Annotated in this window: 16 protein-coding genes and 1 pseudogene; 6 read left to right on the top strand and 11 right to left on the bottom strand. The window is 71.7% G+C overall.

Annotated elements, in window-relative coordinates; all coding sequences use genetic code 11:
* Window positions 1-16: 16 nt before the first annotated feature.
* Window positions 17-1,618, top strand: coding sequence for a PAS domain-containing protein (locus WME83_RS32500; protein WP_437313594.1), 1,602 nt, complete (start codon window positions 17-19; stop codon window positions 1,616-1,618).
* 117 nt (window positions 1,619-1,735) lie between these two features.
* On the opposite strand, the gene WME83_RS32495 is transcribed toward WME83_RS32500, so the two are convergent.
* The 4 genes from WME83_RS32495 to WME83_RS32480 all read right to left on the bottom strand — a co-directional run bounded on the left by WME83_RS32495 (window position 1,736) and on the right by WME83_RS32480 (window position 11,396).
* A complete protein-coding gene (locus WME83_RS32495) occupies window positions 1,736-2,302 on the bottom strand; it encodes a hypothetical protein (protein ID WP_437313593.1) in 567 nt (188 codons plus the stop codon).
* Between the two features lie 202 nt (window positions 2,303-2,504).
* Entirely contained in the window at window positions 2,505-4,010 is a 1,506-nt protein-coding gene (locus WME83_RS32490; protein ID WP_437313592.1) for a cellulose binding domain-containing protein, read from the bottom strand.
* A gap of 624 nt (window positions 4,011-4,634) precedes the next feature.
* Window positions 4,635-5,843, bottom strand: a complete 1,209-nt coding sequence (locus WME83_RS32485) for an FIST signal transduction protein (protein WP_437313591.1) — start codon at window positions 5,841-5,843, stop codon at window positions 4,635-4,637.
* 201 nt (window positions 5,844-6,044) lie between these two features.
* The gene (locus WME83_RS32480) at window positions 6,045-11,396 is read right to left on the bottom strand and encodes a DNA repair ATPase (protein ID WP_437313590.1); all 5,352 of its coding nucleotides are present in this window, start codon (window positions 11,394-11,396) and stop codon (window positions 6,045-6,047) included.
* 461 nt (window positions 11,397-11,857) lie between these two features.
* Here WME83_RS32480 and WME83_RS32475 point away from each other — a divergent pair, with 461 nt between their 5' ends.
* The gene (locus tag WME83_RS32475; RefSeq protein WP_437313589.1) at window positions 11,858-14,791 is read left to right on the top strand and encodes a DUF4215 domain-containing protein; all 2,934 of its coding nucleotides are present in this window, start codon (window positions 11,858-11,860) and stop codon (window positions 14,789-14,791) included.
* Window positions 14,792-14,966: 175 nt separating this feature from the next.
* Here WME83_RS32475 and WME83_RS32470 read toward each other — a convergent pair whose 3' ends face one another.
* Window positions 14,967-15,110: a rhodanese-like domain-containing protein gene (locus tag WME83_RS32470; RefSeq protein ID WP_437313588.1), complete on the bottom strand. Its 144-nt coding sequence runs from the start codon at window positions 15,108-15,110 to the stop codon at window positions 14,967-14,969.
* On the opposite strand from WME83_RS32470, the pseudogene WME83_RS32465 reads away from it, so the two are divergent.
* Window positions 15,075-15,221 (top strand): annotated as a pseudogene (locus WME83_RS32465) (serine acetyltransferase); the annotation flags it as partial. The gene WME83_RS32470 and the pseudogene WME83_RS32465 sit on opposite strands and share 36 nt — an antisense overlap.
* Here the strand turns inward: WME83_RS32465 and WME83_RS32460 are convergent.
* Window positions 15,218-15,766 carry a hypothetical protein gene (locus WME83_RS32460; protein ID WP_437313587.1) on the bottom strand — a complete coding sequence of 183 codons (549 nt, stop codon included), beginning with the start codon at window positions 15,764-15,766 and terminating at the stop codon, window positions 15,218-15,220. The pseudogene WME83_RS32465 and the gene WME83_RS32460 sit on opposite strands and share 4 nt — an antisense overlap.
* Before the next feature lie 92 nt (window positions 15,767-15,858).
* Complete coding sequence (locus WME83_RS32455; RefSeq protein ID WP_437313586.1) at window positions 15,859-16,086, bottom strand: alpha/beta fold hydrolase; 228 nt, start codon at window positions 16,084-16,086, stop codon at window positions 15,859-15,861.
* A 1,008-nt stretch (window positions 16,087-17,094) separates the two neighbouring features.
* Here WME83_RS32455 and WME83_RS32450 point away from each other — a divergent pair.
* Complete coding sequence (locus WME83_RS32450) at window positions 17,095-17,670, top strand: hypothetical protein (protein ID WP_437313585.1); 576 nt, start codon at window positions 17,095-17,097, stop codon at window positions 17,668-17,670.
* 37 nt (window positions 17,671-17,707) lie between these two features.
* Here WME83_RS32450 and WME83_RS32445 read toward each other — a convergent pair whose 3' ends face one another.
* Window positions 17,708-18,502 (bottom strand): helix-turn-helix domain-containing protein, encoded by a 795-nt coding sequence (locus WME83_RS32445; protein WP_437313584.1) that lies wholly within the window; start codon window positions 18,500-18,502, stop codon window positions 17,708-17,710.
* A gap of 120 nt (window positions 18,503-18,622) precedes the next feature.
* Here WME83_RS32445 and WME83_RS32440 point away from each other — a divergent pair, with 120 nt between their 5' ends.
* Both WME83_RS32440 and WME83_RS32435 read left to right on the top strand, forming a co-directional pair.
* Window positions 18,623-19,405 carry an SDR family NAD(P)-dependent oxidoreductase gene (locus WME83_RS32440; protein WP_437313583.1) on the top strand — a complete coding sequence of 261 codons (783 nt, stop codon included), beginning with the start codon at window positions 18,623-18,625 and terminating at the stop codon, window positions 19,403-19,405.
* A gap of 70 nt (window positions 19,406-19,475) precedes the next feature.
* Complete coding sequence (locus WME83_RS32435) at window positions 19,476-20,438, top strand: alpha/beta hydrolase family protein (protein ID WP_437313582.1); 963 nt, start codon at window positions 19,476-19,478, stop codon at window positions 20,436-20,438.
* 110 nt (window positions 20,439-20,548) lie between these two features.
* Here the strand turns inward: WME83_RS32435 and WME83_RS32430 are convergent, their stop codons facing one another.
* Genes WME83_RS32430 through WME83_RS32420 form a run of 3 tightly spaced genes read right to left on the bottom strand, consistent with a single transcriptional unit; the run spans window position 20,549 to window position 24,318 of the window.
* The gene (locus tag WME83_RS32430; RefSeq protein WP_437313581.1) at window positions 20,549-21,439 is read right to left on the bottom strand and encodes a carbohydrate kinase family protein; all 891 of its coding nucleotides are present in this window, start codon (window positions 21,437-21,439) and stop codon (window positions 20,549-20,551) included.
* A complete protein-coding gene (locus WME83_RS32425; protein WP_437313580.1) occupies window positions 21,436-22,389 on the bottom strand; it encodes a pseudouridine-5'-phosphate glycosidase in 954 nt (317 codons plus the stop codon). Before WME83_RS32425 ends, WME83_RS32430 begins: the two co-directional genes overlap by 4 nt.
* 60 nt (window positions 22,390-22,449) lie before the next feature.
* Window positions 22,450-24,318: an amidohydrolase gene (locus tag WME83_RS32420; protein ID WP_437313579.1), complete on the bottom strand. Its 1,869-nt coding sequence runs from the start codon at window positions 24,316-24,318 to the stop codon at window positions 22,450-22,452.
* Window positions 24,319-24,460: the final 142 nt, after the last annotated feature.

Below are 24,460 nucleotides of genomic sequence, written 5' to 3'. Positions count from 1 at the left end.
CGCTACGCTCCACCCGATGCCTAGCGACGCTCCTGTCGATCTCTACTCGCTCGCCTTCACCTGCAGCGTCGACCCGCTGCTCTTGCTCGACGAAAGCGGTCGGATCCTGGCGCTGAACCCCGCCGCCGAGCGCCTCTTCTCCACGCCCGGGGCGACGGTGCGCGGAGGTCCCGTCGATGAGGCCCTGCGGCCCGATCCGCCGCTCGGCGCGCTGCTCGATCAGGTGATCCGCGATCGCGCCCCGCGCGCCCTGCCGCCCGACTTCACCCTTCACCTCGCGAACGAGCGCGCCGTCCTCGCCGAGGGGAGCCTCAGCCCGCTCGTCGACCCCGCGGGCGCGTGCGCCGCCGTGCTCCTCGCGCTGCGCGACGTGACCGAGCGACGCCGGGCCGAGCAGGCGGCGCGCGATCAAGGAGCGCGCCTGAACGCGGCCATCGAGGCGCTCGACGTCGGCTTCGTCGTCTACGACGCCGAGGAGCGGCTCTGCTTCTTCAACACGGCGTACAAGTCGCTCTACCCCGAATGTGCCGCCGCCATTCAGATAGGCAATACGTTCGAAGACGTCGTCCGCGAGGGCTGCCGGAACGGGATCCACCTCCACAGCGGCCTCAGCGAAGACGAGTGGGTCGCCGGTCGCCTCGCGGACCATCGCCGCTCCGGAGAGGTCTACATGCGGCGGTTCGGGGACCGCTGGCTCACCCTCAAGAGCACCCGCCTCGCCGACGGCAGCTTCGTCGGTCTGCGGATCGATACCACCGAGCTCAAGCAGGCAGAGCTCGACCTCGAGCGCGAGCGGCAGTTCATCCGCCTCGTGCTCGACACCATCCCGATCGTCGTCACGGTCAAGGATCGGGAGGGCAAGATGAAGCTCGTCAGCAAGAGCTACGCCCAGCTCTACGACACCACGCCGGAGGCGGCGGTGGGCAAGACCGTCGGCGATCTGCCGTCCTCCCACGCCGAGCTCTCCACCATCGGCGAGATGGACCGGGAGGTGCTCGCGCGCATGCAGCCGGTCTCGAGGGTTCAACCCGTCGCGCGCCCGAACGGCAAGGTGCGGTGGATGTCCATCGTCAAGGTGCCCCTGATCGAGCAGGACGGCACGGCGCACATCCTCGCCATCGGCACGGACATCACGGCGCAGCGGGAGCACGAGGAGCACATGGCCGCCACCATCGCCGAGCTCGAGCGGCAGAAGCAGGCCATCGCCGATCAGCTCTCGGTCATCCAGCGCCAGCAGGCGCTCATCCGCGCCCTGTCCACGCCCGTCCTCCAGGTCGCCGCGGGCGTGCTCGCCGTGCCCCTCATCGGCGCGCTCGACGACGCGCGCGCCGACGACGTCACCAGCAAGCTCCTCGACGAGGTCGTGCGCACGGGCGCTCGCTTCGCCATCATCGACGTCACCGGCATCGAGAGCGTCGACGCCGCCACGGCCGACCACCTCGTCCGCATCGTCCGCGCCATCCGCCTGCTCGGCGCGAGCGGCGTCCTCACCGGCATCGGACCGTCCGTCGCCCAGTCGATGTGCGGCCTCGGGGTCGACCTCTCCGGCGTCACCACGCACGGCAACCTCCGCGCCGGGATCGAGGTCTGCCTGCGCGCGCTGCCCGGGCGGCGCTGAGCGCCGCCGGCGCGCGCGAGGGCGACGAGGGGAGTCACGCCGCGCAGGGCCGGGCGCGAGACCCAGCCGAACGCCGAGCGTGGGAGGTGCGAGCGCTCACGCGACCCGGCTCGGGCCTCAGCTCCAGTGCGCGGTCAACTCGAGATGATCGTCGTCGTCGCCGCCGCCGGCGAGGATGCGCTGGCGGACGTGGCTGGCGCCGCCGATCTCGAGGAGCTGTTCGCAGGAGCCGATGACCTCGGTCCACATGTTTTCGTCGAATCCGTAGCAGCCGCTCCAGCGAGCGTGGGTGAAGCCGCGGCGGGACTCGAGGACCTGCACGCGGCCGACGGAATAGTAGTTGGCGAAGACGCGCTGGCCCAGGGAGAAGAGGGTGGAGGGGGAGATGAGGGCAGCGATGACTTTGTAGATGCCGCTCATGTCGTCGCGGGTGCATTGGCGGCCGATCTGGTGGACGAGGTCTTTGCCTTCGCCGCTGGCGCGCCGGATGGCCTGGAAGAGATCCTTGTACCAGGCGATCGGGTACCAGCCGGTGGAGACGATGCTGCCGTAGCGCATGCCGGCGCGCAGCGGCTCGGGCATCTCGTCCAGGCTGAGCTTCTGGAGGGGCTCTCCGCGCAGCTTGCCGAGGCTCACGTACACGGAACGAAACGCCACTCCCTTGACCTTGGGTTCGTCGGTCATCCAGCCGCGCCAGCGCCCTCAGCAGCGAGGGTACCGCGCACCCCGTGAGTAGGCCAGGGAGCAGCCGCTGGCCCACGCATGGCCAGGGCCAGAGCCCTGGGCGAGCAGCGACGAGCCCGTCCGGTCGCCGTCGCCGCTGGACCCTTCGGTGGGGCGGCCAACGGCGCGCTCGATCCGGGCGCTCCGTCGTGGAGCGGGACGCTCACGGGATCGTGCAATAGGCCGGGAAGCTCGACGGGAGGCCCGACGCGTAGGGCTCGGGGCGCGCCTTGTACGGGTGGTCCTTCAAGAACTGCCAGCTCGAGGCGGCGATGCCCGACGGGATGCGGTGCCCGCCGCCGCTGTCGCAGTCGATGGCGAATCCCCCCTTCGCCTTGATGTCGTTCTCGAACGCCGCGCTCGCCCGCGCGAAGTCGATGACGACCACATCGGAGCCCTGCGCGCCATGGACCGCCATGACGGCCGGCGGGTTGCTGGGGTCCTGGAGGGGCGGCGCGCCGAGGCCCGTCGTACCGCCCGAGTACGTCACGACGCTCGCGACGTAGTTGGAGCGCGCATAAGCCATGTACGCGGTCTGCAGGCCGCCCGCGCTGAAGCCGAGCGCGTGAACGCGGCGCGTGTCGATGTTGCGCTGCTGGATGGCGCACGCGAGCGCCTCGTCGGCGGTGTTGAGGTCGCCCACGTACCACACGTTGTTGCCCGTGGTCCGCGTGCCGTCCTCGCCGCCGTGGCCATCGTACGCGTTGGGCGCGAACACGACGCCTCCGCGGCTCGTGATCTCGTCGATGGCGGCCTGCCCGAGGCCGGTCACCGCCTCTTGCGGGCGGGAGCCCGTGGCGTGCCAGTAGATGACCACCGGCGCCGGGGCGGCGGACCTCGCGCCGGCCCACACGCGCACCTCGCGGCCGAGGAACGTCATCGTCCCGGTGGCGATCGTCGGACACGCCTCCCGGGCCGTCGGCAGGGCGCTCGGCGCGCTGCCGCCGCCGCTGCCGCCGCTGCCGCCGCTGCCGCCGGAGCCGCCGCTGCCGCCGCCGGAGCCGCCGCTGCCACCGCTGCCACCGCTGCCGCCGGAGCCGCCGCTGCCGCCGGAGCCGCCGCTGCCGCCGGAGCCGCCGCTGCCGCCGCTGCCGCCGCTGCCGGTCGTGCCGGTCGTGCCGGATGCTTCGCCTCCGGTCACGGACGAGATCGTCGGACGCGTGGTGCCCGTCGCGCAGAAGTTGAACGTGACCGAGGCGCCGGGCTCGATGCGCGCGCTGCCCGCGGCCGGCGTCGCCGTCAGGAGCGTGCCGCTGCTCGAGAACACTGCGCCCCAGGACCTGGTCACCGTCGCGTTCTTCACGTCGGTGACGACGCTCCACGACGTGGCCGCGCTCGCGCCGCCGTTCAACACCTTGACGGCGGCGCAATAGCGGCCCCCCCAGAGCGGCTGATAGCTCAGCTCGGCCGAGAGGCCGCTCTCGGCCGCCATCAGCGATTCGCCGCCCAGCTCGGCGTCGCCGGCCTCTCCGGCGACGCACGCGCCCAGCGTCCCGAGCAGCCCGACCAGCGCGAGCCGCGCCAGGCGGTGAGCGCCGGCGACGCCCGCCTCGATCGGGCGCGACGAGCCGACGAGCCGCTCCTCCCTCGCTCGACGCCGCTCATCGCTCCCGCTCCGGGACCGTGAGCGCCGCTGTGACGAGCGCTTCAGCCAGGGGGCAACGTTCATGAGACCTCCTCCGTGTTCGTGATGCCAAGAGCGCGCGGCTGCGCCAGGCGCCGAATGCCCGCGCGCGAGGAGCGACACGGGCACGGCCAAGGGCAGCGGCGAGCTTCCTAAGAAAGCTGGCTCGACGGCCGCAATAAGCGGATTGTAGCAAACGCCGAATCGTCGGTAAAACGAAGATGTGTTTGGATGAGTCGGAATTGTCCGCAGCTTTGCTCGAAGTTTCCGCGGCTCGCGCAAATGGCTCGCACGGTGTGAGACGCGGACTCCGGTGGCCGTCTTCGTGCGTTTGGAGTCCCGCTCACGGCGCAGGTGTACGCTCGTCTTCGAGCCCGCGGCGAGCTACGCTCACCGGATGGGCCTTATCTGACGATGAGCGGCGACGATGCGCTTCACGACCACGAAGAGCCGATCTCGTTCGTGATGAGGGGAGAGCGGTAGACCCCCGGAGAGGGAGCCCGCCGCGCGGCGCGGGGGAGGGTCGATGTCTGAGCCCAATTGACGTAGCTCCTCCGGCGCGGCCGGATGCGCTACGTCTCAGGCGAGCTCGGCGGGGCCCCCACCCCGCGCGGCGAGCTCCCTCTCCGGGGCCGCGCAGCTCGGCGAGCCCCCACCCCGCGAAGGCCGTCACCCGCTGGCCGGCCCCGTCCCCTGGTCCGACTCGCCCCACGCCACCATGACCGCGCTCGTGTTGTGGAACCCTTCGACGCTCCCCCCGAACTTCGCGATCTGCCCGTAGCACGCCAGCCCGAACATCGGATGCGGCGCCGCGTTCGGCGACAGGAACGCCCGCACCTCGTCGCGGTACCGCTCCCCCAGCAGCCGGAACCGCGACGCGCAGTCGAACACCAGCGCCCCCGACACCGCCGGCAGCGGCCCCAGCACCTTCGTCGACAGCCCCTTCGCCGCCTGCAGCAGCGCGTCGGCCGTCGCGCTCACCACCCGCACCACCTGCCCCCGCGAAAGCCCCCCGGTCAGCACCACCGCCCCGTCCCCCCGGATCGCGATCGGCGACCGGATCTTCAGCGCCTCGCCGAACGGCGTCTTCGCCCCGAGCGCGTGCTTCGCCATCGTCTGGAGCAGCCCCTCGCCCGTCGACCGCAGCCCGAGCCGCGACAGCTCCTCCTCGTACACCCGCGCCGCCGGCTGCCCGTCCAGCGTCCGGAGCACGTTCCGCTCGATGTCCGTGATCGTGAAATCCCGCCCACCCTCGGCCGCCCGGAACCCGTGCACCACGTCGAGGTTCACCCGGTGCCGGTGCGTCAGCCGCACCAGCACCGCCGCGTCCGTCAGCGCCTTCCGGCCCAGGAACACCCGCGCCCCCTCGAACGTCCACCCGTCGCCCGCCGTCCCGCCGAACACCCGCATGTGCGGCGGCACACCCTGCCGCAGCGCGGCCACCAGCTCGTCCCCGTCGCACGCGAACGCGTCCGCCAGCACCAGGATCGAGCTCGGCGCGCCGCTGCGCGGGCCGTTGCTCGACACCGCCTCGTCCATGTCGCTCAGCGCCGCCCGGATGCTCTTGCCGTGATCGGCCCGCAGCTCGCGCGCCGCAGCGCACGCCACCTCGACGCCCGCGCCCCCGAGGAACGCGCACGACACGCCGCTCCTGCTGAAGCCCCGCTCCGTGAACGACACCCCGCCGGTGGTGGCCCCGACCACCGGGACGCCCGTCGCGTCCTCGACCGCCGCGAGGTACTCCTCGTGCTTCGTCCCGCTCGGCAACGCAACGATCGCGAGCCGCGCAGGCTCCTTCCACTCGGCGACCGTTCGCTCGATCTTCCGTCCGAGCAGCCAGGCGTTCCCATCAAAGGGTCCGAGGGTCATCATCTTCATGCGCCGAAGCTCCTGCCTGCCCGGCGCCGGAGCGCGGGGCTTCGAGTCCAGGCCATCGCTGACGATACGCGTCGCGGCTCGGTGATAACACGCACGAGGGACGCCTCTCTACTCCTCTTGCAGACTTCTGCCCCGTGCGGCCGCCCGCCTGGCGCGGAGCCCGCGGCCGCGCGTCGGCAGAGCTCGTGCGCTGTGATCCGCTCACGCACCTCCGCGCCCGCGCGCGTGATCTGCTTCACCAGGCCGCTCGCCCGGCGGCGGCTGGGCCTCGGGCCGCGCCGCCCCGCGGACCCTCTCGTCGAGCGACCGGAGCGCCTGGCCGAGCTCCGCGATCTGCGCCTCGATCGCCCGGATGCCGAACGCGCTCTGCGTGGTCGCCTTCGCCAGCGGCGCGACGAGCCGCTCGACCAGCGAGAGGTGGTGGCCCACGAACTCCGACACCGATCGATCGGTCTCGACCTTCACCTCGACCTTCGGCTGCGCCACCCCCTTGAGCGCCGTGGAGAGCCGCTCGAGCTCCGGCGCGAGCCACTGCTTCACCTCCCGCGCCCGCCCGTCCCCCGCCTGCGCCGCCGCGGCCGCCTTGCCGATCGCCCCGCGGATGCCCTCCAGCTGCTCGCCGAGCATCGAGAGCGTCCCGGTCACGCGCACGACGGGGTCGTCCTCCTTGCCGCCCATGCGCTTGATGCGCTGGTACCCCTTCTTGATCTCGTCCCACCGCGCCTGCCGCTCGGGCGAGAGCCGCCCGCGCAGCTCGCCGAGCTTGAGCAGGTTCTGCTCGGCGCCCGTCGTCAGCGTCTGCGACTCGCTCACGTAGTGATCGTCGATGAGCCGCTCGATCTCCTCGGGCGTGTGCGCCGACACGACCTTCTCGGCCAGCTTGTTCATGTTGCGGTAGCTGCCCTGCAGCTTGAACGGCGGCTCGGTCCGGAAGGCGTCGTCCTGCGACGCGCTCCGGATGTACTCGAGGTTCACGGACAGGAGCGCCCTCTGCACCCGGAAGAGCCGCTCGAACACGGCGACGATCTCCGCGACCTCCGCCGCGGAGTAGGCGTGCTCGAGCTCCGTCGCGGCGATCGCCTCGCCCCGCGCCATCCGGATGAGCTTGTGCGTGTCCCCCGGCGCCCGCCCCGAGAGCGGCGCGAGCGTCGGGTTCGAGGTGAGCGCGTTCTCCAGGTAGCTCAGCGCGAAGAGCTCCTCCTTGCCGTCGAGGATGTCGCCGAGGTTGTACGTGTCGGCCCGGTTCGACAGCATGTCGGGGATCTGGAAGCGCGCGCCCGACTCCGTGTACGGGTTGCCCGCCATCACCACGCAGAACTTCTTGCCGCGCAGGTCGTACGTCTTCGTCCGGCCCCGCCACACGCCCTCGACCCGGCGCTGCCCGTCGCAGAGCGAGATGAACTTCTGCAACAGCTCCGCGTTCGTGTGCTGGATGTCGTCGAGGTAGAGCATCACGTTGTTGCCCATCTCGAACGCCAGGTTGATCTTCTCGACCTCCTGCCGCGCGGTCGCGTTCGGGGCCTCGGCCGGGTCGAGCGACGTGACCTCGTGGCCGAGCGACGGCCCGTTCACCTTCATGAACACGAGGCCGAGCTTGCTCGCGACGTACTCCATCAACGTCGTCTTGCCGTAGCCCGGCGGCGAGATCAGCAGCAGCATGCCCATGAGGTCGGTGCGCTTCACGTCGCCCGCGGCCCCGAGCTGCTTCGCCAGGTTCGCGCCGACGAGCGGCAGGTACACCTCGTCGATGAGCCGGTTGCGCACGAACGACGTGAGCACCCGCGGCGCGAACTCCCCGAGGCGCAGCCGCCGCCGCTCCCGCTCCGCGATCTCGCTCCGCACCTTGCGGTAGGCGCGGTAGCGCGGCGCCCGCTCGCGCAAGAAATCCTCGATCCTGCTCAGGAACTCGTCGAGCCGCAGCGTCAGCGCGCGCTCCTTGATGCGCGGGTGCTGACCGAGCAGCCCGTCCACGCGCGCCTCGGTCACGGCCCCGCTCGGCTCCCGCTCGAGGTGCCGCTCCGTCACCAGCACGACCGCCGCCTCCAGCGCGAGGTGGCCCATCCGGGCCCACGCGGCGTCCCGCGCGGTGAGCCCCCGCAGCCAGGCCAGCGCGAGCTCCAGCCGCTCGGCCGGGTGCTTCTCGAGCTGCCGGAGGTCGTCGTCGAACGCCGCGCGGCTCCCCTCGAGGTCGAGGCGCGCGAGCAGCGCGTCGCGCAGCGCGAGCGCGGCGTCGCTGGTCACGAACCGGGGGCGCTCCGCCGCGAGCTCCTCCACGAGGTACCGCGCCGCGACGCGCACGGTTGCCGCGCCGCTCACGTCCGCGCCGAGCCGGTGCGCCGCCGCCGTCGCGGCCACGCCCGCCGCGAGCTCGGCCGCGAGCGTCGCCCGCGCCTCGCCCTCGCCGAGCTGCGCCGCGAGCCGGCCGAGGCTCCGCGCCCGCCGGTGCGCGAGGTCCCGGGCGCGCGGGTCGAGCCCCGCCCAGTGGAGGCAGGCGAGGGCCCGCGGCGCGCTGCCGAAGCGGAGCAGCCCCGCCGTGGCGCGCAGCGCGAGCAGCTTCTCCAGGACGAGCGCGGCGTCCGCGTCGTGGACGCCGCGCTCGTAGCCCTCGTCGTGCCGATCGGCCGCGTACGCGCGCACCGCCGCGAGCAGCCCGCCCGGGCCGAGCGACGCCTCGCGCAGCCGCTCGATCGAGAGCCCGCCGCGCCCCGCCTCGGCGTCGAGGAGCATCGAGCCCGCGAGGAACTCGCCCCGGTAGACGTCCGCGGCCTCGCTCACGAGCTCCTGGCCCCAGAGGTCGCGCGCGCTCTCGAGCGCCGGATCCTCGATCGGCTCGAAGAAATCGGTGCCGGTGAGGTGCAGCGCGAGCCCGTCGCCGTGCGGGACCAGCGTGAGCTCCAGCGCCTGCGTGCTCACGTTGAAGCGGTGGCGGCCGAGCTTGATGACGTCGCCGCCGCCCTCGAACAGGTCCTCGCGGTCGCGCAGCGCCCGGAGCGCGTCCTGCCGCGCCGACTTGAGCCGCGCCTCGACCTCGTCCCCCTTCACGCTGTCGCCGAGCGCGTGAAGGCTCGCCGCGAGGTCGCGGATCTTCGCGACCATCGCGTCGGACGCGAAGTACGTGTTGAGCTCGTCCACCGTCGCGAACGTGCGCGCCCGCCGCGAGACCCCCTGGACGATCCGGTCCGCCGCGGCGACGAGGTTCGCGACGCGCCGCTGCCGCTCGTCGAGCAGCGCCTGCCGCCGCGCGGCGATCGCGTCGTTCACCTCCTCGCGCTTCGCCGCGAGCTCGCCCAGGAACTCGTCGAACTCGCCGAACTTGCCCTCGAGCTCCTCGAGCTGGACGAGGAGCTTCGAGAGCTCGGCGTCGCACCGCTCGGGCGAGTCGCAGACCGCGAGGGCGCTCGCGACGCTCTGGCCGAACACCTTGAACTGGGCGCCGAACTCGGCGCGCCCCTCGGCGCCCCGGAGGTCCTTGCCGCGGGCGCCGAGCGTGGCGCGCGCGCGGTTGAGCTGCGCGTAGACCTCGCTGATCCCCTCCAGGATGCGGGTCCGCGCCGTGGGGTCGTCGACCTTGAGGCCCGCCACGATGTCGGCGAGCACCGAGAGCCCCTCGCTCACGGCGTCGAGGTCCGCGGCGAACGGCGCGAGCTCGGATGATTTCGCGACCGCCTCGATCTTCGCGATGAGGCCCGCGAGCCGGTCGGCCAGCGGCCGGAACGCGTGGTCGCCGAGGAGGAACGTCACGCACGCGCGGCTCACCTCGTCGGACCGCCCGACGATCTCGGCCTCGAGGGCGTCGACGCGGCCGAGGTCCATGTACTTGAGCTCGCGGAGCGTGATGAGGTGCCCCCGCTGCCGCCGCAGCGCCGTGAGGGCCTTGAGGAACGCGTCGACGCTCGCCGCGTCCTCCGGCCGGACCCCGCCGAGCAGCTGCCGCTGCGCCGCCTCGGTCTCGGCGAGCGCGCTCGCCGCGCGCGCCTTGATGGCCTCGACCTTCTCGAACTCGTCGACGATGCTCTCGGAGACGGCCCGGAGCTCGTTCACGGTCGACAGGAGGTCGCCCGCCTCGGCGTGGCCGAGCCAGTAGAAGGCGTCGGTCATCCGCTCGGCGGTCCGGATGAGGTCCTCGTACGTCTGGCGGGTCGGCGACGCCTCGAGCGCGGCGCGCCGCATGCTGAGCGCGTCCGAGATCCCGCGCACGAGGTCGGCGTTGCCCACCTTGGCGAGGTACGAGCCGTCGGTCGGCGCCGACGCCGCGAACTCCGCGGTCATGAACGGCGTCTGCCAGATCTGCATCGGGTGGACGCGGGTCGGCTCGTCGCTCGCGGCGCGGAAGATCACCATCTTGCCGTCGTCGAAGAGGCTGTACCCGTGGCACTGGATCGGGGTCGCGATCTCCTTGCGGATCAGGTTGTACGGGAAGAGCACGTAGCGCCCCTCCACGACCTGGTGGAAGACGTAGAGCACGTCCTCCCCGTTCGGCGAGCGGATGACCCGCTCGAAGACGAGGCTGTCGGTGCTGCCCTCGAAGCGCTTCGTCTCGCCGGTGACGAGGTAGTAGCCGTTCGGGAAGACGATGCCCTGGTCCTCGGGGAGGCTCAGGCAGGCGAGGCCGATCGCGTCGATGCGCGCGACCTTCCGGGTGCGGCCGTTGTAGACGAGGTAGCGGTACGACGGCTCCCGGAACGGCTTGATCTTGAGCAGGATGAGCGGCCCGAGCCGCGCGTACTGGATGTCGGCGTCGTCGAGCGCCTGGCCCGCGTCGTCGACCGGCTCGCGGTAGATGCCGAGCCCCGTGGCCGTGTTGTTCTCGACCTTGACCGTGAGGTCGCCGCCCACGGTCTCGACGAAGATCTCACCGAGGATGGCGACGTGCGGGTGCTTGCCCTGCACGTGGTCGTCGCGCGTGGTCTGCGTCCAGGCGAAGTCGTGCGCCCGCGGCCGGACGTTGTCCTCGTCGCCGCGGGCGTCGAGGTAGCGGGTGCGCCCGGTCGCGTCGATGCTCCAGCGGAACACCTTCACGTCGCGCTCGGTCGCGCCGACCTGGAAGATGGCGAGGAGCCTGCTGTCGCTGCGCCGGAGCTGGAGCAGCCGCGGCTCCTTGACGTAGCGGTGGAGGTCCTTGAACTCCTTGACGAAGGCGGGGTCGCCGAGGAACGCGTCGCCCTCGTCGAGCGGCACGTGCGACAGGTCGAAGGCGCCGCCGTCCTTGGCGAAGCGGTGGAGGCTGAAGACGTCGCCGACGTTCACCTCCTTGAGCCCCATGAACACGAGGTAGCCGACGAGCAGCTTGCCCCGGATGCTCACGATGTCGCGCGGCAGGCAGTTGTTCTCGGTCCGGACGCGCGCGTTCTCGAGGAGCGCGAGGTCGGCGCCGCCGAACACCTGCTTGCGCCGCGCGTTGAGCGCCTCGGCGCGGCGGCCGAGCTCCTCGGCGCGCTCGACGAGCCGCCGGCGGATGACCTCGTAATTGCCCCCATCCAGCGACTCTGCCGCCTGCGGGGGGGCAGCCCCCGCGGTCTGGGCCGCGCCGTCCAAGGCCCCTGTCGACACCATGCATGCTCCGTGTGGTCAGGCTCGAGGCCCGCCCCCGCATCGAATCCGCGCGGGCCTCGGCTCGCCAGCGGCCAGGTTACCGCCGTTCGCCGCGCCCGGGGGGCGAGATGGCGATCGCGCGCCCCGGCGGGGCGGCCGCGCCCACGACGCGCGCCGTGGACGACCGCGCCGCCGGGCGCGCCGGGATGTCAAGCCCGCTCTGCCCCCCGCCGGCCCGCGCGCCGCCGGCGGATTTCATCGCGTCCCGGCGACCGGCGCGTCGCAAAGCCGCTGCGGCGTCAAATCCGCTTGCCGCACGGGGGGTGTTGAGTTGCGATGTGCCGGTAACGAGGGCGACTTACGCGTGCATACGTGCGCGAGCGCTGTGCGGCGCGCGCCCACGCCGCCTCCGGCGGCGCACCCGAAGGCCGGGGCGCCTGGCGGCGCGGGTTGAACAACACGACGCTCTTCAGCGAGTTGGGATGGTGGCATCAATGCGCTTTGGAAAGAGACTTACTTCTTCCGTGCTCCTCGTCCTGCTTGCCGGTCCGCTCGCCGCCTGCGGGGACGACGGCGGCGGCGGCAACGGCGGCGCGGGCGGCGGCGTGGGCGGCGCGGGCGGCAGCGGCGCCTCGGGCACCGGCGGGACCGACGACAGCTCCGGGGCGTTCGGCGGGTTCATCGTCGGGCCCGGGGGGACGAGCGGCAGCGGGGGCGATCCGTGCGAGTCGCCGGATCCTCCGCCGGAGTGCGACGCGGTCGACGCGGCGTGCGGCGACGGCGAGATCAACCAGGACACCGAGGCGTGCGACGACGGCAACAGCCTGCCCGGGGACTGTTGCTCCGGCGCCTGCAAGGTGGAGCCGTACTGCGCGTGCCCGCCGGGGGAGCCCTGTCACACGACGATCGCCTGCGGCAACGGCGCGATCGAGCCCGGGGAGAGCTGCGAGGACGGGAACACGGCCTCGGGGGACGGCTGTGACGATCGCTGCCAGCGGGAGCCGGGCGACTGGATCTGCCCGAAGGCGGGGGAGCCGTGCTTCCGGCTGCACTCGTGCGGCGACGATCGCGTCTCGGGCGGGGAGACCTGCGACGACGGCAACGCGGTGGGCGGAGACGGGTGCTCCGAGGTCTGCGCGCTCGAGGACCCCGGCAACATCACCTGCCCCCAGCCGGGGCAGCCGTGCAGGCCGGTCGAGCGCTGCGGCGACGGCCTGCTGCGGCCGAGCGAGCAGTGCGACGACGGCGGCGTGGCGCCGGGCGACGGCTGCTCGCCGAGCTGCCAGGTCGAGGCCGGCTGGGTGTGCCCGGACGGCGTGAACTGCGTCTTCACGGTCGTCTGCGGCGACGGCCAGATCGGCGTCGGCGAGGGGTGCGACGACCGCAACACGGTCTCCGGCGACGGGTGCTCCGCCACGTGCCAGACCGAGCCCGGGTTCGACTGCGCGCGCGCCGGGCGCCGCTGCACCGCGGTCTGCGGCGACGGGATGGTCGTCGGGCGGGAGGAGTGCGACGACGGCCGCACGGACGACGGCGACGGGTGCAACGCCGCGTGCAAGTGGGAAGAGGGCGTCGTGTGCGAGCCCGCGCCCGGCGGCTACATCTGCCGCGACACCGTCTGCAACGACGGGGAGCACGAGGGCTCCGAGCCCTGCGACGACGGCAACAGCACGATGGGCGACGGCTGCACGCCGTTCTGCCAGGTCGAGCCGGACTGCGGCGACACCGGCTGCACCTCGGCGTGCGGCGACGGGCTGCGCCTGGGCGGCGAGGCGTGCGACGACGGCAACACGGCGGACGGGGACGGCTGCTCGTCCACGTGCACCGTCGAGCCGGGGTACAGCTGCACCAACGACGTGGCGCTCGGCGACGAGCTCCGCGTGCCGATCGTGTACCGCGACTTCAAGGAGAACGCGCCGAACTTCGAGCCCGACACGAACCCGCCGAACGCCGTCGTGACGGGCATCGTGCAGAACCTCCTCGGCGCGGACAACAAGCCGCAGTTCGCGGCGGCGCGGCCCAACGCCTTCCTCACGAACGCCGCGGACTTCAACCGGTGGTACAACGACTCGACCCTCTCGAAGACGGTCGTGGACTGGCTCACGCTCGAGCGGATCGGGACGTCGGAGGTGTTCCTCTTCGAGGATCACGTCTTCTTCCCGCTCGATGACCGAGGCTGGCAGGACCCGTCGGTGCCGGTGGCGCAGCGCGAGGCGAGCCGCGCGGCGGGCGATCCGTTCAACGACTGGGCGAACGCCGGCAACCACAACTTCTACTTCACGAGCGAGGTCCGCTACTGGTTCGAGTACCACGGCGGGGAGCGGCTCGATTTCTACGGGGACGACGACGTCTGGGTGTTCCTCAACAACCGGCTCCGCATCGACCTCGGCGGCATCCACGCCCCGATGGGGACCGGCGAGATCGGCGGGGTGGCGGACAACCGCGGGACGCTGCTCATGGATGAGCTCGGCCTCACGGTGGGGGGCGTCTACGAGGTCGTCGTGTTCCAGGCGGAGCGCCACGTCACAGGGTCGAGCTACAAGCTGACGCTCGGCGGCTTCAACGCGGCCCCGTCCCGGTGCGAGCCGGTGTGCGGCGACGGGATCGTCACGCAGGACGAGGAGTGCGACGACGGGAGCGAGAACGGCGCGGGGTACGGGAAGTGCTCGACGCGGTGCGAGCTCGGGCTCTACTGCGGCGACGGTGTCCGGACGACGCCGTACGAGATCTGCGACGACGGCACCAACCTGGGCGGTTATGGCTCGAACGCCTGCGCGCCGGGGTGCGTGGCGGCGCCTCGCTGCGGCGACGCGGAGATCGACAGCAAGTTCGGCGAGACGTGCGACGACGGCGTGAACGACGGCCGGTATGGCGGCTGCTCGACGGACTGCCTCGTCGGGCCGCGGTGCGGCGACGCGGTGGTCCAGATGCCGGACGAGACGTGCGACGACGGCGTGAACGACGGTCGCTATGGCGGCTGCACGCCGGAGTGCGGCGACGCGGGGCAGTGCGGCGACGGGGTGACCCAGGACGAGTGGGGCGAGGAGTGCGACGACGGCGTGAACGACGGCACCATGGGGTGCCTCGGCTGCCGGATCGGCGCGGTCTGCGGCGACGGGGTCCCGCAGGGGGACCTCGGCGAGCAGTGCGATGACGGCACGAACGACGGCGGCTACGGCGAGTGCGCGCCGGGTTGCGTGTACGGCCCGCGCTGCGGCGACGGCGTGACGCAGATGCCGGAGGAGGAGTGCGACGACGCGGAGAACGACGGCGGCTACGGCGAGTGCGCCGCGGGCTGCGTGTTCGGCCCGCACTGCGGCGACGGCGTGCGGCAGCAGCCGTACGAGGAGTGCGACGACGGCAACACCGCGAGCGGCGACGACTGCAGCGCGACGTGCCAGACCGAGGTCAACTGATCCGGGTCGCCCGGTGACGGCGAGGAGCGCGCGGCGGCTCGGCTGAGCCGCCGCGCTGCGCGCCGGCGGGGATCACACCGTCAAGGATGTCGCTGGTTGGGAGGGAGGCCTTCCCGAGCCGCCCGGCGCGCGAGCGGCGGCCAGGAGAGATCGACCCGGGGGAACGGGCGAGCGCTCAGCTCTGTTCGAGCGGAAGCCCCGCCTTCACCCAGCCGCTCGTGCCCCCATCCAGGTTGTAGAGCTGGCTGAACCCAAGCCGCTCCGCGAGCTTCGCCGCCGTCAGGGTGCGACGATCCTCAGGCGCATCACCATCGGCCACGGCTCGAGCATCGGCGGCAACGTGTGGCTCACGCGCAGCGTCCCGCCGAACAGCCGGATCAGCCAGGCCAAGGTGCGGAGCGACGTCTTCGAGGACGGCGGCGGCAGCTAGGTAGGGGGAAGCGGCCAGAGCTTCCAGAGCGCGCGCGATACCCCTTCCCAAGATATGATCGGGCCGGCCATGGCTTCGAGAGCATGCATCACCCAAGTATCTGCCGCCATGTCCCAGTTTGGCGCCGCGCCCCCGCGAGCTATGACAACGCGGTAAGAGCGCGGCCCGGCCACTTCCGCGCGCACGTCGAGGAGCGCTTCGTCGGCGGCGCCTCCCGCATTCTGGTCCGCGAGGCATCGCCGGTACTGCTCCAGCGCTCGATCGCGGAGCTGCGACGAGAACTCCTGGCTTACCGGAGAAGTGCGCGCCTTCATCTTCGCCCTCCACACGCGCTCCCGAAGACCGTCGGCTCGTAGCCGCAGCTCGGGGATCGGTGGCGAGAATTCGCGGGAGGCAAGCTCTTCGACCACCGCGTCCATCTTCTGGCGCGCCGGATCCTGCGGATCATGCCACCGGTGCCGGCATCGCGAGCACGCCCAATCCGGCCATCCAGCAAAAATGATGGAACCGCCGAGGAGCGCTTCGCCGCGCTGGACGAGCGCCATCGCCTCGGGGAGCGGCCGCCCGTAGAAGATACGGAGAATGCGCGGACTGGCGCAGACTGGGCAGGCATCTGGCCGGCGAAGCGGTGACATGACTACGTTCCCTCACGCCAGGTGAGCACGTCGAAGGTGAGATCGGCCGGATCGCCGATCGAGCGCCCGCTCCCCCGCAGGTCGACGTAGACGAACTTGAGGCGGTCGCTCAGCTGCGCCGGCATCTGCCGCTCGTAGGGCCGCGTGCCGATGCTGGACAGGACGAGGCACGCGGGCCCATGGCCCTGCACCGAGTAGACCAGCTCTGCCCCTTCGACGGAAACGAACACGGTCTTCCCTCCCGGCGGTCCTCGGCGGGGCTGCGCACCCCCACCAGGGAGAGACGCCGCAGGATACCAGAGCTCCCGCGCGGAACGCGAGCATGACCGGGCGGACGAGCCGGCGGCCACGTGAAGCGCCACGACGGTGCCCGATGGGCAGGTGAGGGGGCCGAGCGCCAGCGGCCCACGATGCCGTCTACCCCGGCTGTCCGCCCAGCTGCGTCACCACCGTCGATCCCGCCTCGATCCCGCGCTGCAGGCGCGCCGGACGCCAGCCCGACCGACGGCTGAGGCGATCTCCTCAGCAGCCGGGGTCGGATTCGGTCCAGAGACCGCCGGTACAGGTCAGATCGCCGACGCACGCGCCGCCCTCGTCGTAGCGGCACCCAGCCCCTTCGTCCGAGCACGAGTCGCCGGCCGTCAACCCTTCCCGCGGGCACGTCTTTGTGGCCGAGCAGGTGCGGATGGTGGCCCAAGAGCCGTCCTTGCAGTAGCTATCGAAGTCGCATCCGGCGTCGTGGAAGCTGCATTCTTCACCCGCGCTACACGGCCCCGTGGGCGGTCCTTGCAGGATTCCGCATTCAGGCGCGCCGCCGCCGGCGGCGGCCCCTTCATCACCGCCGGCGGCCGCTTCATCACCACCATTGGCTTGGCCTGCGCATCCAACGAGCACATGAGCCGTCAAGATCGCTGTCGCAAGTCGAATCATCATCGCCTCCGATCGTGCCGCTGTTCAACAAGCGTGCCGTTCTTGAACGAATGAAGCGAAGGCGCTTTCGGGCCGACTCTACCGCGAATGTGCCGCAGTGTGCCCACGGCGATGTGTGCCAGCAGCGGCGGCATGACCGGATTACGCCGTCCAGGAGGCAGCGCGGATCTCGTGCAGCCGCTGATCCCGGGACGCTGGGTCGTGCGATCGACGCCGCTGGTTGCGTCGGGCCGCCGCATGATCTAAGGACAAGAGCTCGCCCCTTCCGGGCACTCCGTACTTTGTTTTTGTTTTGTTAAGGAGGTCTTATGAGCTCTTTCACCACGCGCCATCGGTTTGCCTTCTCTGTGCTCCTCCTGTGCGCCCCGCTGCTCGCCGGGGCGAACGACGACGGCTGTAGCCAGGCTGTCCCCGAGGTCGACGGCGTGGACAGCGCGCCCGCCGAGCTCGTCTCCGCGGCGGCCGGGGGGATCAAGCCCGGCCGCTGTAGGCCGACCGGCTGCAGCGGGCAGGTCTGCGCGGACCAGGTCGTGTACACCACGTGCGAGTGGCGCGAGGAGTACGCGTGCTACGGCGACTACGGCATCTGTGAGCGCGACGCGTCCGGCCAGTGCGGCTGGCGACAGACGCCGGAGCTCACCGCGTGCCTCGGCGGCGGGGGCGAGCTGGAGGCGGCGCCTGGCGGCGGCCCCGGGCGCTGCGTGGTCACCGGCTGCAGCGGGCAGGTCTGCGCGGACCAGGAGGTGCTCACGACGTGCGAGTGGCGCGAGGAGTACGCGTGCTACGGCCAGCACGGCGTCTGCGAGCGCGACGCGTCCGGCCAGTGCGGCTGGCGGGACACCCCCGAGCTCGACGCCTGCCTCGCGTCGGCCTCGGGCATCTGAGCAGCGCGCCGGGGGGGGGGCGCTCCGTATCCGGGCGTCAACGCAAGGGGGCGCCCCCGGCCATGGCCTCGCCGCCCCGAGCGCCCGCGCGCTTCAGGAAGGCGCCCGGCGTGAGCCCGACGAGCTCCCGGAAGTCGGCAATGAGGTGCGCCTGGTCGTAATAGCCCGCGTCCGCGGCGATGCGCGCCCAGTCCTTCGAGCTCGCCGCCGTCCGCAGGGCGCGCTGCAAGCGAACGGTCCGCGCGAAATCCTTCGGTCCGATACCGACGCTCTCCGTGAAGGCGCGGCGAAGATGCCGGGCCGTGACGCCGAGCCGCTCCGCCACGCGCTCCACCCGAACCTCGCCTCCCTCGAGCAAACGAACCGCGCGGCGCGCGAGTTGTGCCGACGCAGGCTCGGACGCCTGGTGGGTACGCAGGGCGATCGCGTGAGAGAGTCGGTCGAGCACCTCCGGCACGCTTCGCGCCTCGAGGAGATCGAGGTAGAGGTCGCCGCCAGAACGGCCCCAGATGTCTTCCAGCGGGACGATCCGGTCCGTCAGCGCGTTCGCTGCCACGCCCAGCAGCGGCCCGGACCAGCCTGGCTTGAACTGAAGCATCACCGCCCGCGCGACGCCGGTTGCGTTCTTGAACAGCGCCCGCGTCCGCGGGCCCGCGACGGCCACATCCCCTCTCCGGCCCTCCTCGAACACTCGAAACACGAGGGTCGTTCTTCCGTTGGGCAGCCATTCGACGTCAAGCGCGCGTCCAGCGACCGGTGCGACGGCGCGAACCTCCTCGACGAAGCGGGAGAGCGAGAACGTCGAGGCTGCAGAGTCCATCGCGCGCGGCACCCTCGTAGTCTCGCGCGTGCACGGCGGCCGGTCAAGCCGGCGGGGAGGCGCCGAGGAAAATGTCCGGTCCTTCCAACCGGAGGGCGGCGGCGGGAGGTACGAAGGCGGTGGAGGTACGGCATGAGCAACCGAGATTTTTCAGACCACGTCGTTGTCGTCACCGGTGCGAGCGGGGGCGTCGGCGCTGCTGCCGCCGAGGAGCTCGCGCGACGTGGCGCGTCGGTCGTGCTGGCCGCGCGCCGCGCCGGCCCGCTCGACGAGGTGGCCAAGCGCTGTGGGGACCGGGCCCACGCCGTCGTCGCCGACGTGACGAAGCGGAGCGACGTGCAGCGCATCTTCGACGAGGCCGTCGCGAAGTTCGGTCGCGTCGACATCTGGATCAACAACGTGGGTCGAGGCATCGGCCGCCCCCTGCTCGAGATCACCGACGACGACATCGACGCGATGATCCGCGACAACACGAAGTCGGCGCTCTACGGCATGCAGGTCGTGACGCCGCACCTCAAGGCGCGCGGTACGGGCGCGATCGTGAACGTGTCGTCGCTCCTCGGCCGCACGCCGCTGCCCCCGCGCGCCGCCTACGCGGCGTCGAAAGCCGCGATGATGTCGCTCTCGGAGGCGTTCCGCATCGAGCTTTCGGGCTCGCACCCCAATGTCCGCGTGGTGGTCGTCTACCCCGGCCGGATCGCGACCGACTTCGGTCAGAACGCGCTGGGTCAGCGCACGGCGGACGGCGGGAAGCTCCCCGATGAGGTCCTCGCCGTCCTCGGCGGCGCGACGCAGACGGCGGAGGAGGTCGCGCACGTGGTGTGCGACGCAGCCCTGAGCGGCCGCGGGGACGTCTATACGCAGCCGAACGCGCTCGCGCGCGTGCGGGAGTACATGGAGAAGCAGTCGGGGTGAGGCTGGGGTGTGTACCGATGGCGCCAGGGCCGTTGTCACGGCGCCGAGATCACGAAAGGAAATCGACATCATGAGCAAACCGACTCCCGCAGCAGACATCCCCCGCGCACCCACGCCCGTCCTCTCGGTCAGCCCAGTCGTGCTGCCAGCACCCGGCCGCGCCGTCGATCTCCAGGTGCGCGTCTCCGCGCCCGTGACCGGAAGCGAGCTGCCCATCCTCTTGCTCTCGCACGGCCACGGCCCCTCCAACCACCTCTCCTCCTTGAACGGCTACGCCCCGCTCGCCAACTACTTCGCGGCGCACGGCTTCGTCGTGATCCAGCCGACCCATCTCGACTCGAAGACGCTCCCCTTCAGGGACTCCGATCACCCCGAGGCGCCGCTGTACTGGCGATCGCGGGCCGAGGACATGAAGCGCATCCTCGACCAGCTCGACGCGATCGAGGGCGCCGTCGCTGCGCTCGCCGGGCGTCTGGACCGAAGCAAGGTGGCCGTCGTCGGGCACTCGATGGGCGGGCACACCGCGAGCGTGCTGCTGGGCGCGCGGCTCAGAGATCCCCACGACGGGACGGAGGTGAACCTCGCCGAGCCTCGGATCAAGGCGGGCGTGCTGCTCGCCGCGCCCGGCAGAGGCGGCGACGCCCTCAGCGAGCTCGCGGCCAAGAAGTATCCTATCTTCTCGACCATCGACTTCTCCACGATGACGGCGCCCGCGCTCGTGATCGCCGGCGATAAAGACGCCTCTCCCCACCTGACGGTCGCGGGCGCCGACTGGCATGCCGATCCCTACTTCCTCTCCCCGAGCCCCAAGTCCCTGGTCATCCTGTTCGATGCAGGGCACGGGCTGGGCGGCGTCTCGGGATATGACGTCGCCGAGACCACGGACGAGAACCCCGAGCGAGTGGCTGCCGTCCAGCGACTCACCTGGGCCTACCTCCGCACCGAGCTCTACCCCGGAGACCCCGCTTGGCAGGAAGCGCAAAACGCGCTGGCTGGCGCAGCCAACCCGCTCGGACGGGTCGAATCCAAATAGACGTCCTGTTCTCGGCCGGGTAACAGCCGGGCGGCGTCGATGCGCGGGTCGAAGGAGCGCATGCGGATGGGCAGGTGAGGGGACCGAGCGCCGGCGGCCCACGATGCGGTCTACCCCGGCTGCCCGCCCAGCTGCGTCACCGCCTTCGATCCCGCCTCGACCCCGCGCCGCAGGCACGCCGCCTCGCCCGCGCCCTCGAGCTCCGCGGCGATGAACCCGGCCGCGAACGCGTCGCCGGCCCCGGTCGTGTCCACCACCGCCACCAGCGGCGCCGGCGCGTCGAGGCGCACGCCGTGCCGTCCGCCCAGCGCCGCGCCCCGCGCGCCGCGCTTGATGATCACCCGCTCGAAACAGGCCCCCAGCGCGATCATCTGCCCGGCGAGGTCGCCGGTGCCCGAGAGCGCCTCCGCCTCGTCGGCATTGGCGAGCAGCGTCGACATCCCCCTCGTCCACTCGAGGAACGCCTCGACCCCCACCTCCCGCAGGAACCCCACCGACGCGGCGTCGATGGCGACCGGGATGCCGCGGCGCCGCGCCTCTCCGGCGAGCCACAGCACCGCCCGCCGAGGCCCCTCGGCGAAGAGCGAATACCCCGAGACGAGCACCAGCCGCGTCTCGTCGAGGAGCCATAACGGCATGTCCGAGGGCTCGAGCGCGAGGTTCGCCCCTCGATCGGTGAGGAAGCTCCGCTCCCCGTCGGCGTCGACGAGGACGACCAGCACGCCCGAGGGCTCCCGCGGATCGGCCGCCAGCATCGCATCGACATGGAAGCCCTTGAAATAGGCTTCGAGATGCGGCTTGTCGCTGGCCCCCACCCGGGCGACGAACGACACCCTCGCTCCCATCGAGCCGAGCCACACCGCCTGGTTCGCCCCCGAACCGCCCGGCCGGCTCTGGATCTTGGCGCGACGGTCCGAGCCGCGCACCAGCGGCCCCTCGGGGCGGACGATGACGTCCGTCATCACGTCGCCCACCACGAGCACGCGGCCGGCCTCCCTCATGCCCTGGCCTTCGGCTTCGCCTTCCGCTTGGCCCCGAGCTGGCTCAACGCCACCGCGATCTCCGCCGCCACCGCCGCGTTGTTCTCGACAAGAGCGATGTTGGCGACGAGGCTCTTGCCGCCGGTGAGCTCGACGATGCGCTTCAAGAGGAACGGCGTCAGGTCCTTGCGGCTCACGCCCTCGGCCTCGGCGCCCCGGATCGCCTCCTCGATCCGCGCCTCGATCTCCCGCGCGTCCAGGGCATGGCTCTCGGGGATCGGGTTGGCCACCAGGACGCCGCCCAGGCCGAGCTCGAACTGCAGCGCGATAACCTTGGCCGCTTGCTTGGCGCTCTCGATCCTGTGGTCCACCTTCTGCCCGCTCTGCCGCGCCCAGAACGCCGGGAAATCCGCGGTCTTGTAGCCCAGGACCGGCACGCCCTTGGTCTCGAGCGTCTCCAGCGTCTTGGGGATGTCGAGGATCGACTTGGCCCCCGCGCAGACCACCGCCACCTGCGTCCGACGCAGCTCCTCGAGGTCGGCGGAGATATCGAACGTCGTCTCCGCCCCGCGATGCACGCCGCCGATGCCGCCGGTGGCGAACACCCGGATGCCGGCCCAGGCCGCCGCCATCATCGTGGTCGCCACCGTCGTCCCGGCGACGTCGCCCGACACCAGGAGTGCCGCCACGTCGCGCCGCGAGGCCTTGGCCGCCTTGCCCCCCGCTTTGGCCAGCCGCTCGAGATCGTCCGCCTTCGCGCCCACCCTGAGCTTGCCGTCCATGATGGCGATCGTGGCCGGCACGGCCCCGCTCCGGCGGACCACCGCCTCCACGCGCTGCGCCATCCCGAGGTTCTGCGGGTAAGGCATGCCGTGGGTGATGATGGTCGACTCCAGCGCCACCACCGGCCGGCTGGCCGCGAGCGCCTTCCTGACCTCGGAGGAGATGGAGAGGTGGTCCTTGATCGACACGCTGAAATCCTCCGGCTGCGAGGGGTTGGCGATTGGGGAGGCCCCGGGCGACGCGGCCCTCTACCCCTTCGGCCGCAAGGTATCGGCCGTATAGACGATCTTCCCCCCGACCATGGTCATGAGCACCTGAATCTTGCCGAGATCATCCTCGGGGATCTGGAGAAAGTTCTGGTCCAGCACGATCATGTCCGCGAATTTGCCCGGCTCGATCGAGCCCACGACCTTCTCCAGCCGCAGCTGGTAGGCCGAGTTCATCGTGATCGCGCGCAGCGCGACGTTGCGCGGCAGGAGCGGGTCGTCGTTGAGCCGGCCAGCATAGGACGGACCGAAGCTGGCCGGATGCGTGGGGTCCCCCCTGCGGGTGACGCCGATCTTGAGGGCCAGGAACTCGGCGAACGGATCGATCGGCCAGTCGCTGCCATAAGCGATCCTCGCGCCGGCGTTGTGCAAGCTGCCCTCGGGCTCCAGGCGGGCATAGCGCTCCGGCCCGAGCTGATGCTTCATCGCGTCGACGGAATAGGGGGCCTCCTGCGCCCACTGGAACGACATCACCGGGATCACGCCGAGCGCCTTGAAGCGACCGAAATCCGCCGGGTCGACGGTCTCGCAGTGCGCGATCGCCGCGCGAACGTCGTTGCCCGGCAGCCGGGCGCGCACGGCCTCGTAAGCGTCGAGCGTCTGCCGCACGGCGCGATCGCCGATCGCGTGGACGTGCGGATCGAGCCCGGCCTCGACCGCCGCGAGGAGCAGCGCTTTCAGCGTGTCCGGCGGGTAGTACACGTCGCCGCTGTGCTTGCCCGGGACCCATTGCGGCGCGCCGTCCGTGCCCACGTTGACGTGGTACGGCGCGAGCATCGCCGCCGTCTGGGCCGGCGCCTGGAGGACGCCATCCAGCATGACCTTGATGTGGCGAGCGCCGACGCCAGGGGCCGGCGCCGCGGCGGGTCGATCGTAGGAGGATGCCAGTGCCTTGGCCGCGGCGATCGCCTTTTCCGGACCCTTCGCCACCTCGTCAGGATCGATCATGATGGCGAAGAGCGCCCTCGCCGTCAGCTCGCCGCTGCGCTGCACGGCCGTGAACGCCCTCAGCGCGCGCTCGTCCGACCACGCATCCATGAAGGTGGTCACGCCCTGGCGGCGGATCGCGTCGAGCGCCGCCTTGGCGCTGCGCACGTCGTCCTCCGGCGTCGGCGGCGGCATGGCCGCCGATACAAGCGCGATGCCGGCATCCTCGAAGATGCCCGTCGGCTGGCCGCCTGCGTCGCGGCCGATCTTGCCGCCGACCGGATCGGGCGTCTTGGCGGTGATGCCCGCCAGCGCCATGCCGCGCGAGTTGGTCAGCGCGCTGTGGTGGTCGGTGGAGTGCACGAGGATCGGCCGCTGCGTCCTGAGCGCGTCGAGCGCGGCCCGCGTCGGGTCGGCGTCCACCGAGACCGTGCCCTGCCGATCCCAGCTCGTCACCTCGAGCCACTGGTCGGGACCCTTGGCCGGCTCGCTGTCGAGGCAAGCCTGGATCTTCTGCTGGAGCTGCGCGATGGTGTGCGTCTTGTACTCAAGGCTGCACATCAGGCGCTGCGCCCCGCCGGACATCACGTGCAAATGGCCGTCGACGAGGCCCGGCATCAGCATGCGGCCCTTCAGATCGACGACCTCGGTCCGAGGACCCACATACCCCTGCGCGCCGCTGTCAGCGCCGACATAAACGATCTTGCCGTCGCGCACCGCGACCGCCTGGTGCACCGAGTCCGCGCCGTCGACGGTGTACACGAAGCCGTTCCGCAGCACCGTGTCGGCGGCCGGCGGCATGGACGCGCCGCAGGCGACCTGCATCGCGAAGAGGGCGTGCGACGCCGCCCACGCGGCGCCGAACGCGCGACGACGGCGGGGGGGAACGCGGCTGTCCCCGGCAGATCGAGACCTGTTCCTCATGAGCGCTCCTGGGCCCATTCGGCGTCACCTGCGACACGGCGTCGCCGTGATCCGATGGGCTCGCTTGTCATCAGAGACGGAGATGTTCGTCGTCGCGGCTCATGAGAGCTCCGCTCTGGCCATGCCTGCGTCGCTCGAGAGG

This window comes from Sorangium sp. So ce385 (assembly GCF_051474135.1).
Taxonomy (GTDB): domain Bacteria; phylum Myxococcota_A; class Polyangia; order Polyangiales; family Polyangiaceae; genus Sorangium; species Sorangium cellulosum_D.
The sequence above is the reverse complement of the archived record's forward strand: the minus strand, read 5'-3'. Positions and strand labels throughout refer to the sequence as shown.

Bases quoted from the DNA above. Each gene is read 5' to 3' on its own strand.
- WME83_RS32500 (WP_437313594.1), top strand. From the start codon at position 17: ATGCCTAGCGACGCTCCTGTCGATCTCTACTCGCTCGCCTTCACCTGC.
- WME83_RS32495 (WP_437313593.1), bottom strand. From the start codon at position 2,302: ATGACCGACGAACCCAAGGTCAAGGGAGTGGCGTTTCGTTCCGTGTAC.
- WME83_RS32490 (WP_437313592.1), bottom strand. From the start codon at position 4,010: ATGAACGTTGCCCCCTGGCTGAAGCGCTCGTCACAGCGGCGCTCACGG.
- WME83_RS32485 (WP_437313591.1), bottom strand. From the start codon at position 5,843: ATGAAGATGATGACCCTCGGACCCTTTGATGGGAACGCCTGGCTGCTC.
- WME83_RS32480 (WP_437313590.1), bottom strand. From the start codon at position 11,396: ATGGTGTCGACAGGGGCCTTGGACGGCGCGGCCCAGACCGCGGGGGCT.
- WME83_RS32475 (WP_437313589.1), top strand. From the start codon at position 11,858: ATGGTGGCATCAATGCGCTTTGGAAAGAGACTTACTTCTTCCGTGCTC.
- WME83_RS32460 (WP_437313587.1), bottom strand. From the start codon at position 15,766: ATGGCGCTCGTCCAGCGCGGCGAAGCGCTCCTCGGCGGTTCCATCATT.
- WME83_RS32450 (WP_437313585.1), top strand. From the start codon at position 17,095: ATGAGCTCTTTCACCACGCGCCATCGGTTTGCCTTCTCTGTGCTCCTC.
- WME83_RS32440 (WP_437313583.1), top strand. From the start codon at position 18,623: ATGAGCAACCGAGATTTTTCAGACCACGTCGTTGTCGTCACCGGTGCG.
- WME83_RS32435 (WP_437313582.1), top strand. From the start codon at position 19,476: ATGAGCAAACCGACTCCCGCAGCAGACATCCCCCGCGCACCCACGCCC.
- WME83_RS32430 (WP_437313581.1), bottom strand. From the start codon at position 21,439: ATGAGGGAGGCCGGCCGCGTGCTCGTGGTGGGCGACGTGATGACGGAC.
- WME83_RS32420 (WP_437313579.1), bottom strand. From the start codon at position 24,318: ATGAGGAACAGGTCTCGATCTGCCGGGGACAGCCGCGTTCCCCCCCGC.